General features: G+C 72.6%; 13 protein-coding genes. 8 read left to right on the forward strand and 5 right to left on the reverse strand.

Features of this window, described 5'->3' with window-relative positions; all coding sequences use genetic code 11:
- Window positions 1–95 precede the first annotated feature (95 nt).
- Together AB0C84_RS28910 and hppD are read right to left on the reverse strand one after the other, a co-directional pair.
- The gene (locus AB0C84_RS28910) at window positions 96–890 is read right to left on the reverse strand and encodes an RDD family protein (protein ID WP_361072561.1); all 795 of its coding nucleotides are present in this window, start codon (window positions 888–890) and stop codon (window positions 96–98) included.
- A 161-nt stretch (window positions 891–1051) separates the two neighbouring features.
- The gene (gene hppD / locus AB0C84_RS28915) at window positions 1052–2143 is read right to left on the reverse strand and encodes a 4-hydroxyphenylpyruvate dioxygenase (protein WP_258941133.1); all 1092 of its coding nucleotides are present in this window, start codon (window positions 2141–2143) and stop codon (window positions 1052–1054) included.
- A gap of 128 nt (window positions 2144–2271) precedes the next feature.
- Here hppD and AB0C84_RS28920 point away from each other — a divergent pair, with 128 nt between their 5' ends.
- A complete protein-coding gene (locus AB0C84_RS28920) occupies window positions 2272–2778 on the forward strand; it encodes an Lrp/AsnC family transcriptional regulator (RefSeq protein ID WP_361072564.1) in 507 nt (168 codons plus the stop codon).
- A 71-nt stretch (window positions 2779–2849) separates the two neighbouring features.
- On the opposite strand, the gene greA is transcribed toward AB0C84_RS28920, so the two are convergent.
- Window positions 2850–3350 (reverse strand): transcription elongation factor GreA, encoded by a 501-nt coding sequence (greA, locus tag AB0C84_RS28925; RefSeq protein WP_179843970.1) that lies wholly within the window; start codon window positions 3348–3350, stop codon window positions 2850–2852.
- 209 nt (window positions 3351–3559) lie between these two features.
- Window positions 3560–3943: a DUF4307 domain-containing protein gene (locus tag AB0C84_RS28930; protein ID WP_361072567.1), complete on the reverse strand. Its 384-nt coding sequence runs from the start codon at window positions 3941–3943 to the stop codon at window positions 3560–3562.
- A 201-nt stretch (window positions 3944–4144) separates the two neighbouring features.
- Between AB0C84_RS28930 and mca the strand changes: the two genes are divergently transcribed.
- Genes mca through AB0C84_RS28945 form a run of 3 tightly spaced genes read left to right on the forward strand, consistent with a single transcriptional unit; the run spans window position 4145 to window position 5862 of the window.
- Window positions 4145–5008, forward strand: coding sequence for a mycothiol conjugate amidase Mca (gene mca / locus AB0C84_RS28935; RefSeq protein ID WP_179849354.1), 864 nt, complete (start codon window positions 4145–4147; stop codon window positions 5006–5008).
- Window positions 5008–5250: a hypothetical protein gene (locus tag AB0C84_RS28940; RefSeq protein WP_258941135.1), complete on the forward strand. Its 243-nt coding sequence runs from the start codon at window positions 5008–5010 to the stop codon at window positions 5248–5250. The genes mca and AB0C84_RS28940 overlap by 1 nt, the downstream gene beginning before the upstream one ends.
- A 54-nt stretch (window positions 5251–5304) precedes the next feature.
- Entirely contained in the window at window positions 5305–5862 is a 558-nt protein-coding gene (locus tag AB0C84_RS28945) for a tetratricopeptide repeat protein (RefSeq protein WP_258941136.1), read from the forward strand.
- 22 nt (window positions 5863–5884) lie between these two features.
- Here AB0C84_RS28945 and AB0C84_RS28950 read toward each other — a convergent pair whose 3' ends face one another.
- Entirely contained in the window at window positions 5885–6361 is a 477-nt protein-coding gene (locus tag AB0C84_RS28950) for a pyridoxamine 5'-phosphate oxidase family protein (RefSeq protein WP_361072571.1), read from the reverse strand.
- 79 nt (window positions 6362–6440) lie between these two features.
- Here AB0C84_RS28950 and AB0C84_RS28955 point away from each other — a divergent pair, with 79 nt between their 5' ends.
- The 4 genes from AB0C84_RS28955 to AB0C84_RS28970 all read left to right on the forward strand — a co-directional run bounded on the left by AB0C84_RS28955 (window position 6441) and on the right by AB0C84_RS28970 (window position 12174).
- The gene (locus AB0C84_RS28955) at window positions 6441–7376 is read left to right on the forward strand and encodes a ribonuclease Z (protein WP_361072574.1); all 936 of its coding nucleotides are present in this window, start codon (window positions 6441–6443) and stop codon (window positions 7374–7376) included.
- A 24-nt stretch (window positions 7377–7400) separates the two neighbouring features.
- Window positions 7401–8774, forward strand: a complete 1374-nt coding sequence (locus tag AB0C84_RS28960) for an NAD(P)/FAD-dependent oxidoreductase (RefSeq protein WP_361072577.1) — start codon at window positions 7401–7403, stop codon at window positions 8772–8774.
- Window positions 8775–8805: 31 nt separating this feature from the next.
- Window positions 8806–10791, forward strand: a complete 1986-nt coding sequence (locus AB0C84_RS28965) for a thioredoxin domain-containing protein (RefSeq protein WP_361072580.1) — start codon at window positions 8806–8808, stop codon at window positions 10789–10791.
- 210 nt (window positions 10792–11001) lie between these two features.
- Window positions 11002–12174: a C40 family peptidase gene (locus tag AB0C84_RS28970; RefSeq protein ID WP_361072583.1), complete on the forward strand. Its 1173-nt coding sequence runs from the start codon at window positions 11002–11004 to the stop codon at window positions 12172–12174.
- The last annotated feature ends 15 nt before the right edge of the window (window positions 12175–12189 follow it).

The raw sequence follows: 12189 nt of genomic DNA on the forward strand, positions 1-12189 counted from the left end.
CGTGAGGGTCGCCGCGTCACCGCGGGCCAACCCTGCCGCGCCCGGGTGGAGCCGGAATGTTTACCCCCGCATGGCCCGGCCGTTGCCGGAGCCGTTCAGGACCCGGACCGCTCGCGGGCGTAGGGGTTCGGCGTCCACGGCGTCGCCTTCACCACCACCGTCCCGGCCACCTTGTCGTGCAGGGCCTGGCGCTTCTCGTCCCACAGGATCCAGGCGTTGTCGAGCAGGCCGACGAGCCCGAGTATCCCCGCGGCGGGCGTGACCAGGTTCAGCGCGCCCGTCGTCACGCTGATGGCGTAGACGAAGGCCTGCCTGCCGAGCGCCTGCCCCCAGCTCACCGCGGACAGGTCGGCCGCCCGCACCAGCCGGATGCCGAACGCCTTCTTGCCGAGCGTCTGGCCCCACCGGGCGTGCAGGACGGTGAAGTACACGAAGCCCAGCAGGAACGCGATCGCGTACCCGGTGACGAGGCGCGGGATGTTGTAGAGGTCCAGCGGGTTGGTCATCGGCTCCCCGGACTCGACCATGTCCTGGATCCGGTCCCAGCGGATCGAGAACAGGACCGCCGGTGTCGCCGCGAGGCCGACGACGAAGCTGTCGAGGATTCCGGCGCCGAGCCGCGCGCCCCGTCCGGCGAACACGTCCTGCGGGCCGTGCCGGCCGGGGTGGTGGTGGCCGGGAGGACCGTAGCCCGGGACGGGCGGCGCCTGCGGCGGCGGAGCGCCGGGGTGGCCGTAGCCGGCGGCGGGGACGGCCTGGGGCGGAGGCCCGCCGTAGGAGCCCTGGTACGGCGGCGGGCGTTCGGGCGTGGCGGGGGCCTCGCCCGGCGGCCGGTCCGGCGGCTGCCAGCCGCTGTCCGGCTTGGGGGTGTCCTGGGGTGGTTCGCTCATGGCCCCACAGTGTGCCCGGTGCGGGCGGCGCGCGGTCGCCCGGGCGACGACCGACCCCGGACGCGTGCGCGTCCGGGGCCGGGTCCCCCGAGTCCGTGACACCGCGGCGTCGAGGCTCGCCGCGGTGTCACGGATGTCGCGGTGTCACAGGTGTCGCGGTGTCACAGGTTGCCGCGGCGCTCCTGCTCCCGCTCGATCGCCTCGAACAGGGCCTTGAAGTTGCCCTTGCCGAAGCCGAGCGAGCCGTGCCGCTCGATCAGTTCGAAGAACACGGTCGGACGGTCCTGGACGGGCTTGGTGAAGATCTGCAGCAGGTAGCCGTCCTCGTCCCGGTCGACCAGGATCCGGCGCTTCTGCAGCTCCTCGATCGGGACCCGCACCTGGCCGATGCGCTCGCGCAGTTCGGGGTCCTCGTAGTAGGAGTCGGGGCTCTCCAGGAACTCCACGCCCGCGGCGCGCATCCGGTCGACCGACGCCAGGATGTCGTTCGTGGCGAGCGCGATGTGCTGGACGCCCGGCCCGCCGTAGAACTCCAGGTACTCGTCGATCTGCGACTTGCGCTTGCTCTCCGCGGGCTCGTTCAGGGGGAACTTCACCTTGCGGGTGCCGTCCGCGACGACCTTGGACATCAGCGCCGAGTACTCGGTCGCGATGTCGTCGCCGACGAACTCCGCCATGTCGGTGAAGCCCATGACACGGTGATAGAAGTCAGCCCATTCGTCCATGCGCTCGACGTTGCCCACGCAGTGGTCGATGGCCTGGAAGAACCGCTTGCCCACCGGCTCCACCATGGGCTCGGCGGGCTCGAACCCCGGCAGGTAGGGGCCGGTGTAGTTGGAGCGGTCGACCAGCGTGTGCCGGGTGTCGCCGTAGGTGGCGATCGCCGCGACCGTCACCTTGCCGTACCCGTCCTCCAGGACGTGCGGCTCCTCCAGCCCGGTGGCGCCCTTCGCGAGCGCGTGCCGGTAGGCGTGCTCGACGTCGGGCACCTCGATCGCGAGGTCCACCACGCCGTCGCCGTGCTCGGCGATGTGCCGCCCGATCTCGGTGCCCGCCTTCACCGGGCCGCGGAACACGAACCGGGCGCCGCCCGACTCCAGCACGTGCACCGCCTCGTCCGGGCTGCCGTTCTCCGGGCCCCGGTAGGCGACCCTGCGCATCCCGAACGCGGTCGAGTAGTAGTGGGCGGCCTGTTTGGCGTTGCCGACGGCGAAGACGACGGCGTCCATACCCTTGACCGGAAACTCATCCATGCCACCCAATCTCGACATGTGCCTGCAAGGTGCGCAAGAGCGGCTTGAAGTACTGGTCAATCTGTACAGTGCACCTACGATCCGACCGGTCGCTCTGTACATGGTGACCACGACCACAGGAGGGTGCCGTGCCGATCGACGAACTGGACGGCCGGCTGATCGAGCTGTTCGCCGCCGAACCCCGGGTCGGCGTCCTGGAGGCGTCCCGGCGGCTCGGGGTGGCCCGCGGCACCGTGCAGGCGCGGCTGGACCGGCTCGCGCGGGACGGCGTCATCGCCGGCCACGGCCCGGAGATCGACCCGGCCGCGCTCGGCTACGGGGTGACGGCCTTCGTCACGCTGCAGCTGCGGCAGGCGGGCGGCCACGATCCGGTGGCGGCCCGGCTCGCCCAGGTGCCCGAGGTGATCGAGGCCCACACCATCACCGGCCCCGGCGACATGCTGTGCCGCATCGTCGCCCGCAGCAACACCGACCTCCAGCGCGTGATCGACGTCATCGTGGACGTCGCCGGCGTGGAGCGCGCCTCCTCGGTGATCTCCCTCGCCAACCAGATCCCGTACCGCACGCTCCCGCTCGTCCGCGCGGTGTCCGGCCCCGCCGGGGACGGACCGCCCCGCGGGCGTCCGCTCAGGTAGGGGCGCACAAGCAACGACCGCCGGGCGGTGTCCGCCCGGCGGTCTTCACCTCCGCAGTGTCGAAGCGGCGGCTACGCGCCGCCGTAGGGGGTGGCGTCGAGTACCTCAACGGTCATCGAGCGGCCGTTGGGGAGGTTGTAGGTGGCCTTCTCGCCGACCTTCTTGCCGTCGATGGCCGCACCGAGCGGCGACTTCGGGGAGTAGACGTCGATGGGGGCGCCGACCTCCTCGCGGGAGGCGAGCAGGAACGTCACCTCCTCGTCGTCGCCCTCGAACGAGACCGTGACGGTCATGCCGGGCCCGACGACGCCCTCCGTGCGCGGGGCCTCGCCGACGCGTGCGTTCTCCAGGATGCCCTGGAGCTGGAGGATCCGGCCCTCGATCTTGCCCTGCTCCTCCTTGGCCGCGTGGTAGCCGCCGTTCTCGCGCAGGTCGCCCTCCTCCCGCGCCGCCTCGATCTTCTGAGCGATCTCGATGCGGCCCGGGCCCGACAGGTGGTCCAGCTCAGCCTTGAGCCGGTCGTACGCCTCCTGGGTGAGCCAGGTGACGTTGTCAGCGCGGGTCTCGGTCACGGGTACTCCTCATCCACATGGTGCGATCTCACCCGCCCCCGCGGGCGGGCGTCACATCGACATGAAGTGCGGCTGGGTGAAACCTCTAGCCTATCCGGTGTGTGCGGGTAAAGGTTCCCTGAACACGGCGTCCGCAATCCGCCAAACCGTGTCTCGTCACTCACCGGGCGTATCGGTCGGCCGGTGGCGGCGTCCCCGGGACGGGGCCGTCAGACCTTGCGGCAGTCGCGGATCCTGGCCCCGGTGGCCCGGCGGGGCGTCTGCAGCGTCTCCGCCCCCTTCACGCTGGACGTTCCGGGAGGGACGGAGACCTCCTTCTGGGCGAGCACCGCGAAGTCGGTGTCGTAGGCGTCCACCGTGCAGCGCACGTCGTCGCCCTTCCCCTTGGCCACCGTGTAGTTGATCTCGACCGACGTGTCGGTGATGTCGTAGGTGACGGTCTGCGGGACGATCCCGGGCGTCTGCCCCGTGTGCGCGGCGAGGATGCCGAAGCCGGCCGCCATCACCGCCGCGAGGAGGCCGACGGCCACCAGGCCGAGACGGCTCCGCCGGGACTCGGCCGGAGCCGCTGCTTTCGACGTGCTCGTCGTCATGGCGGGAATCCTCGTGCGGGGTTCTGGTGTTGTCAGGGACAATTCATTCTCGTCTGTCATGGCGCGTGCCTCGAACCGGGGTCCGCTCAACAGTCCGGAGAGGGAGACCCCCAAGTGTCCGAGGTCATCGACGGTACGTCCGGCGTCTTCGACGGCGCGGCGCTCGAACGGCCGTGCGGCGGCGACGAGCCCCTGCGTCTCATGGCGGTGCACGCGCACCCCGACGACGAATCCAGCAAGGGCGCGGCCACGATGGCGCGCTACGTGGCCGACGGCGTCGAGGTCCTCGTCGTCACCTGCACCGGCGGCGAGCGCGGCGACATCCTGAACCCCGCGATGGACCGCCCCGAGGTCAAGGCCGACATAGGCAAGGTCCGCGAGGCGGAGATGGCACGGGCCCGCGAGATCCTCGGCGTCGGCCAGCGCTGGCTCGGGTTCGTCGACTCCGGCTTCCCCGAGGGCGACCCGCTGCCGCCGCTGCCGGAGGGCTGCTTCGCGCTGGAGCCGCTGGAGACCGCGACCGAGCCGCTGGTGCGCGCGGTCCGCGAGTTCCGCCCGCACGTGATGCTCACCTACGACGAGAAGGGCGGCTACCCCCACCCCGACCACGTGAAGTGCCACGAGGTGTCGGTGGAGGCGTTCGAGGCCGCGGGCGACCCTGAGCGCTACCCGGGCACGGGCGACCCCTGGCAGCCGCTGAAGCTCTACTACCACATGACGTTCAGCAAGGAGCGCATCCTCGCCCTGCACTCCGCCATGGAGAAGGCCGGCCTGGAGTCGCCCTACGGCGACTGGCTGAAGCGCTTCGAGGAGGAGGGCGACGCGCGCGCGAAGTGGGAGGTCACCACCCGGGTCCCCTGCGCCGACCACTTCGAGACCAGGGACCAGGCCCTGCTCGCCCACGCCACCCAGATCGACCCGAACGGGTTCTGGTTCGTCGTCCCGCTGGACGTCCAGCGCGAGGCATGGCCGACCGAGGACTACCATTTGGCCAGGTCCCTGGTCGACACGGAACTGCCGGAGGACGACCTGTTCGCCGGCATCCGGGAGAAGGTGTGTCTGTGATGCCTGCCGTCTACGCCATGCCGCTGAACGACGACACGGTCAGCCCCGGCGTCCTCGGCTTCGTGGTGTTCCTCCTCCTGCTGGCCGCGACGGTCTTCCTGATCCGGTCGATGGGCAAGCAGATGAAGAAGATCCAGGCGCCCCGCGAGGCGGACCTGAGGCAGCAGGAGTGGGAGCGCGCCGAGGCGGCCAAGGCGGCCAAGGCCGGCACGGCGGCCAAGCCCTCCGACGACGACGCCTGACCCCCGCCGGGCCCTCCCGGTTGGAGGCCGCCGCGTCCGGGGAGGACCCTCGACGTGCGCGCGAACTCCGACGACGCCGACCGCGATCTCCCGCCCGCGGCGGTCCGCCACGCCCTCGACCGGCATCTCGCCGGCGCGGCCACCGGTGAGGTGGAGGCGGAGGGGCTGGCCCTGCTGGAGCGGGAGCGCTGGGCGGAGGCGGCCGAGACGCTGGGGGAGGCCCTGCGCCTCGCCGAGCGGGGCGGCGACCCCCACGCGGTGCTGGTGGCGCGCCACGACCTCGCCCGGGCGCTGATCGGCGGCGGCGACCTCGACCGGGCGATCGGGCTGCTCGGCCCGCTGCCGGACGAGTTCGCCGCCCTGCCGGAGCCGGACGAGCCGTGCCGGGCCCGCGCGCTGGAGAGCCTCGGCGAGGCCTACCTGCGCGCGCGCCGTCCCGTCGCGGCCGTCAACTTCTTCGGCCAGGCCCTGGAGATCCTGCGCGGGCTGGACGAGGTCGGCGGGCAGGCCGCGATGTTCGTCCACATCGCCGACGCCGCCCGCCTCCGCGGCGACGGCGCGGCCGAGCGCGCCGCCCTGGACCGCGCCAGGGAGCTGACCCGCCCGGCCTGACCCGCCCGGCCCGGTGCGGGGCCTACACCTTGCCGTGGTCCCAGCTGACGACCCGGTCGGGCTCCATGACGATGAGGACGCGCTTGGCCAGCGCCTGCTCGATGCCCTCGGCGATCACCGGGTCGACCGGCTCGCCCATCTCCGGGACGGGCAGGCCCGCCATGCGCGAGCCGACGACCATGCCGACCTTGGAGCGCGGCTCGGGGTCCTCGATGACCAGGCCGCGCCCGTACAGGGCGACGCCGCGCAGCTCGTTGTACTCGACGCCGTCCTCGACGAGGCACGTCATGGTCGGGTCCCGGCGCAGATTGATCACCTTCTGCGAGGACTTGTACGTGGTGAAGGCGATCTTGCCCTCGTACAGCGTGTAGAACATCGTCACCAGGTGGGGCTCGCCGTCCTTGCCGACGGTCGCGACCTGCACCTTGAAGTTGGCGGCCAGGTAGTCCGCCACCTCCTCCGGCGTCATCTTGATCTTGTCGCGCTTGCTACCGGCCAACGGGCCCTCCCAAGGTCGTCTGCATCGCGCACAGAATAACCAAGCGCTTGCACGGCCCTGCGACCGGCACCATGGGGGGATGTCCGTTCGCGATCTCACCGTCCTCGGCTCCGCCAGCGCGGTGCCCACCAGGTCCCGCAACCACAACGGCTACCTGCTGCGCTGGGACGGGCACGGCGTCCTGTTCGACCCGGGGGAGGGGACGCAGCGGCAGATGACGCACGCGGGGCTCTCCGCGAACGACGTGACCTGGATCTGCGTGACGCACTTCCACGGCGACCACTGCCTCGGCGTGCCGGGGATCGTCCAGCGCATCGCCCGCGACGGCGTCGCGCACCCCGTGGACGCGGCGTTCCCGGCGAGCGGCCGGGCCTACTGGGAGCGGCTGCGGCACGCGGCCGCGTTCCGCGACACCGACGTCGTCCGCGAGCGGCCCGTGTCCGGCGAGCGGATGGCGCTCTACACCGGAGACGCCCCGTTCAGCCTGGTCGCGCGGCGGCTGTCCCATCCCGTGGAGGCGTACGGGTACCGGCTGGAGGAACCGGACGGCGTGACGATGCTGCCGGACGAGCTCGCCGCCCGCGGCGTCCAAGGGCCGCTGATCCGCCGCCTCCAGGAGGACGGCCAGGTCCTGACGCCCGCCGGACGCACCGTCTCGCTGGCCGAGTGCAGCGTGACCCGTCCCGGGCAGAAGCTCGCGTTCGTCATGGACACCCGGCTCTGCGACGGCGTCCGCGAACTGGCCGCGGGGGTGGACATGCTCGTCATCGAGTCCACCTTCCTGGGCGAGGACGCCGCCCTGGCCGCCGAGTACGGGCACCTCACCGCCGCCCAGGCGGGCGCGGTGGCCGCGGAGGCGGGCGTGCGGCGGCTCGTCCTCACCCACTTCTCCGAGCGCTATCCCGCCGCCGACGAGCACCGCTTCGCGGACGAGGCGTCCGCCGCGTTCGGCGGCGACATCACCCTCGTCCACGATCTGGACCGGATCCCGCTGCCGTCGCGCCGTCTGACCTGAGGGCAGGTGGGCAGGACCCAGGGCATGGCTGACGAAGTCGATGTCGTGGTGATCGGTCTCGGGCCCGGGGGAGAGGACGCCGCGGGAAGGCTCGCCGAGGCCGGCCTGTCGGTCGTCGGGGTGGAGTCGCGGCTGGTCGGCGGGGAGTGCCCCTACTACGCCTGCGTCCCCACCAAGATGATGGTGCGCGCCGCCGGGCTGCTCGCCGAGGCCGGCCGCGTCCCCGGGATGGCGGGCGAGGCGTCCGCCGTGCCCGACTGGGGGGTGGTGGCCGCCCGGATCCGCGACGAGGCGACCGACGGGTGGGACGACAGGGCCGCCGCCGACCGCCTCACCGGCAAGGGCGTGCGGCTGGTGCGCGGACGGGGCCGCATCACCGGCCCCCGCGAGGTGACCGTGGACGGTCAGGTCTTCAGCGCCCGGCGCGGCATCGTGCTCAACACGGGCACCTCGCCCACGGCTCCGCCCATCGACGGCCTCGCCGACACTCCGTACTGGACGAACCGCGAAGCCGTCCAGGCCATGGAGGCCCCCGAGTCGCTCCTCGTCCTCGGCGGCGGGGTGGTCGGCGTCGAGATGGCGCAGGTCTTCTCCCGCTTCGGCAGCCGCGTCACCGTCGTCGAGGCGGCCGACCGCCTGCTCGTCAACGACGAGCCGGAGGCCGGCGCGCTGCTGCGCGAGGTGTTCGAGCGCGAGGGCATCGGCGTGCGCACCGGCGTGAACGTCACCGGCGTCACCCACGACGGGGCCGAGTTCACGATGCGGCTCGGAGGCGAGACGCTCGTCGCCGACCGCCTCCTCGTCGCGACCGGCCGCCGTCCCAACCTCCGGGGCCTCGGCCTCGGCGCCGTCGGCCTCGACGAGAACGCCCGCCGGATCTCCGTGGACGGCCACCTGCGCGCCGCCGACGGCGTGTGGGCGATCGGCGACATCACCGGCATGGGCGCGTTCACGCACGTCTCCATGTACCAGTCGGCCGTCGCCGTCCGGGACGTCCTCGGCGAGGAGGGGCCGCCCGCCGCCTACCGCGCGGTGCCGCGCGTCACCTTCACCGACCCCGAGATCGCGTCCGTGGGGCTGACCGAGGCCCAGGCCCGTGACCAGAACCTCCCGGTCCGCACGGCCGTCGCGCCGATCCCCGAGTCGACCCGCGGCTGGATCCACAAGGCCGGCAACGACGGCTTCGTCAAGCTCGTCGAGGACGTCGAGTGGGGGACCCTGGTCGGCGCCACCGCCGCCGGTCCGTCCGGCGGGGAGGTGCTCGGCTTCCTGGCCGTGGCCGTCCACACCGAGACCCCCACCGCCGCCCTCCGCGAGATGATCTACGCGTATCCCACCTTCCACCGCGCCATCGAGTCGGCCCTGGCCGGTCTCGCCGCGCGGGCGCGGGGGGAGTGAGGCGGCGGCCGGATCGGGCAGGATCGGGGGCATGAACCGGCTCAAGGACGCGACCAGCCCGTACCTGCTCCAGCACGCCGGCAACCCGGTGGAGTGGTGGGAGTGGACCGGGGAGGCGTTCGCCGAGGCGCGGCGGCGCGACGTCCCCGTCCTGCTCTCCGTCGGATACGCCGCCTGCCACTGGTGCCACGTGATGGCGCACGAGTCCTTCGAGGACGGCGAGACGGCGGGGGCCATGAACGAGCTGTTCGTGAACATCAAGGTCGACCGGGAGGAGCGCCCGGACATCGACGCCGTCTACATGGAGGCGACCCAGGCCATGACGGGCCAGGGCGGCTGGCCGATGACGGTGTTCATGACGCCGGAGGGGCATCCGTTCTACTGCGGGACCTATTTCCCGCGGGCGCAGTTCCGCGCGCTGCTGCAGGCCGTCCACAAGGCGTGGACGGAGCAGCGCGACGACGTCGCCCAGCAGGGGCAGCAGGTCGTCGAGGCCCTGACCTCGCGCGGGTCCGGCCTCGCGGGGGCGGAGGCGCCCGGCGACGAGGTGCTCGCGCACGCGGTGAAGGTGCTCGCGGGCTCCTACGACAAGGTGCGCGGCGGGTTCGGCGGCGCCCCCAAGTTCCCGCCGTCGATGGCGCTGGAGTTCCTGCTGCGCCACCACGCTCGCACGGGTGACGGGGAGTCGCTGGAGATGGCGTCCCGCACGCTGGAGGCGATGGCCCGCGGCGGAATGTACGACCAGCTCGGCGGCGGGTTCGCGCGGTACTCGGTGGACGAGCGGTGGATCGTCCCGCACTTCGAGAAGATGCTCTACGACAACGCTCTGCTGGCCCGCGTTTACGCGCACTGGTGGCGGCTGACGGGTTCGCCGTTCGCGCGCCGTATCGCGCTGGAGACGTGCGACTGGATGCTGCGTGACCTGCGCACCGACCAGAACGGTCTCGCCTCTGCGCTGGACGCCGACAGTGAGGGCGTAGAGGGCAGGTATTACGTGTGGACGCCCGAGCAGCTGCGCGAGGTGCTCGGGGAGGAGGACGGCGCGTTCGCGGAGGCGCTGTTCGAGGTGACGGGGACGTTCGAGCAGGGCGCCTCCGTCCTCCAGCTTCTGAGCGACCCCGATGACGCCGAGCGGTACGAGCGTGTGCGCACCGCCCTGCTGGGGGCCCGCGCGCAGCGGGTCCCGCCGGCGCGGGACGACAAGGTGGTGGCGGCGTGGAACGGGCTCGCCGTCGCGGCGCTGGCCGAGTGCGGCGCGCTGTTCGACCGGCCGGATCTGGTCCGGGCGGCCGAGGAGGTCGCGCGGCTGCTGGAGGAGGTCCATCTGCGGGACGGCCGGCTGGCGCGCACGTCCAAGGACGGGACGGCCGGCGCGAACGCCGGTGTCCTGGAGGACTACGCCGACGTGGCCGAGGGGCTGCTCGTCCTGCACGCGGTCACCGGCGACCCGCGCCAGGTGCGGCTGGCGGGCGAGTTGCTGAACACCGTCCTCGAACGGTTCGGCGACGGGGAGGGCGGCTTCTACGACACGGCCGACGACGCCGAGCGCCTCTTCCGGCGCCCGCAGGACCCGACCGACAACGCGACGCCGTCGGGGCAGTTCGCGGCGGCGGGGGCGCTGCTGTCGTTCGCCGCGCTGACGGGGTCCGACTGGCACCGGCAGGCGGCGGAGGACGCGCTGGCCCCCGCCGCGGCGCTCGCCGGCAAGCACGCGCGGTTCGCGGGCTGGGGCCTCGCGGTGGCCGAGGCCCGCGCGGCGGGCCCGGTCGAGATCGCGGTGATCGGCGATCCGGACGACGAGCGCACCCGCGCGCTGCACCGGACGGCCCTCATGGCGGTCGCCCCGGGCGCGGTGGTGAGCGCCGGCCCGCCGGACGCCGAGGGCGTGCCGCTGCTGGAGGGGCGGGGCCTGGTGGAGGGGGAGCCCGCCGCGTACGTCTGCCGTGGGTTCGTCTGCCGGCTGCCCGTCACGACCCAGGCCGAGCTGAACCGCGAACTACGTGGGCAATTGGACTGACGATCCACTTTGTGGCAGCGTGACCTTGATCTCAGATGTCCGGGCTGTTACTACTGAGTAACAGGGACGCTCCTGACCCAACGGGGTGGAGCGGACGAGGGTGTCACAGGGCGCCCCGGGTATCTGGACGATGGCCGACGATGTGAGTCATAGTCGTGTCCGGTGCCCGGTCAGGAGCCGGCGCAGGGCGACCATCGAGGGAGCGTGGCAGTGGGCAAGCCGAACCGCCGGATGCTACCGACGATCATCGGCGTCTCCGTGCTGACGACGCTCGCCGCCAACACCGCCGTCCTCGTCGCGCGCGACGACGGCCCCGCGAAGGCGCCGCCCGGCGAGCAGCGGGCCAGGTTCGTGGCCGCGTCCGGCAGCACCGGCCTGTCGCCCACGGCGGTCGCGCCGCTCGGCAAGCGGCTCACCCCGCACGTCCTCGTGGCGGCGCCGACCACGCTTCCGGCCGGGTTCGTCCAGAAGGTCCGCGAGGCCAAGGGCGTGAAGGGCGTCGAGGTCGTCGACGCCGTGCAGGGCATGGTCGCGGGCAAGCGCGTCGGGCTGATGGGCGTCGACCCGTCCACGTTCCGCAACTACACGCCGAAGCCGACCGCCAAGTCGGACGCGCTCTGGCGCAACGTGGCCTCCGGCGACGTCGCCATCTCGTTCACGATGGGCAGCGACGGCGGCGTCGAACTCGGCAGCCAGGTGCCCGTCGGAGGGAAGCAGCACCAGTCGCAGCTGCGGGTGGGCGCGTACGCGACGATGGGCGTCAGCGACGTCGACGCGGTCGTCTCGCACGCCACCGCGCAGGCCCTCGGGCTGCCGACCGGCAACGCGATGCTGGTCAGCGTCCCCCAGACCGCGCCGAAGACGTTCATCAAGAAGCTGCGCAAGGCGCTGCCGAAGGGCGCCAAGGCCGTCGCGGTCAACCCCGAGATCGACTTCCCGAAGTCCGCGAACGTGCCGACGGCGAACGGCCAGGTCATGACGGCCGGCCAGGTCCGGACCGTGATCAAGGCGGCCTACACGCGGCTCGGCTGGCCGTACGTGTGGGGCGGCGAGTCGGAGGCCGAGGGCGGCTACGACTGCTCCGGCCTGATGCAGTACGCGTTCGCCAGGGCGGGCATCCGGCTCCCGCGCGTCGCCGCCGACCAGGCCCGCGCGGGCTGGGTCGTCCCCTACAGCAAGGCCGAGCCGGGCGACATGCTCATCTGGGCCAACGACCCGACCGCGCCCGGCTACATCTCGCACATCGCCCTCTACCTGGGCCAGGGCAAGATGCTGGCGGCTCCGCGCACGGGCACCGTGGTGCAGGTCCAGAACGTCTACACCCGCAACATGCGCGGCGCCGTCCGCGTCAGCCCCAAGATCGCCGCCGCGGCGGCGCGCTGACCCGCCCGGGCAGGG

Origin of the sequence: Actinomadura sp. NPDC048955 (assembly GCF_040649435.1) — a bacterium.
Classification (GTDB): Bacteria; Actinomycetota; Actinomycetes; order Streptosporangiales; family Streptosporangiaceae; genus Spirillospora; species Spirillospora luteofluorescens.

Coding starts and splice junctions, on each gene's coding strand:
- AB0C84_RS28910 (WP_361072561.1), bottom strand. CDS start 890: ATGAGCGAACCACCCCAGGACACCCCCAAGCCGGACAGCGGCTGGCAG.
- hppD (WP_258941133.1), bottom strand. CDS start 2,143: ATGGATGAGTTTCCGGTCAAGGGTATGGACGCCGTCGTCTTCGCCGTC.
- AB0C84_RS28930 (WP_361072567.1), bottom strand. CDS start 3,943: ATGACGACGAGCACGTCGAAAGCAGCGGCTCCGGCCGAGTCCCGGCGG.
- mca (WP_179849354.1), top strand. CDS start 4,145: ATGGCGGTGCACGCGCACCCCGACGACGAATCCAGCAAGGGCGCGGCC.
- AB0C84_RS28940 (WP_258941135.1), top strand. CDS start 5,008: ATGCCTGCCGTCTACGCCATGCCGCTGAACGACGACACGGTCAGCCCC.
- AB0C84_RS28955 (WP_361072574.1), top strand. CDS start 6,441: ATGTCCGTTCGCGATCTCACCGTCCTCGGCTCCGCCAGCGCGGTGCCC.
- AB0C84_RS28960 (WP_361072577.1), top strand. CDS start 7,401: ATGGCTGACGAAGTCGATGTCGTGGTGATCGGTCTCGGGCCCGGGGGA.
- AB0C84_RS28965 (WP_361072580.1), top strand. CDS start 8,806: ATGAACCGGCTCAAGGACGCGACCAGCCCGTACCTGCTCCAGCACGCC.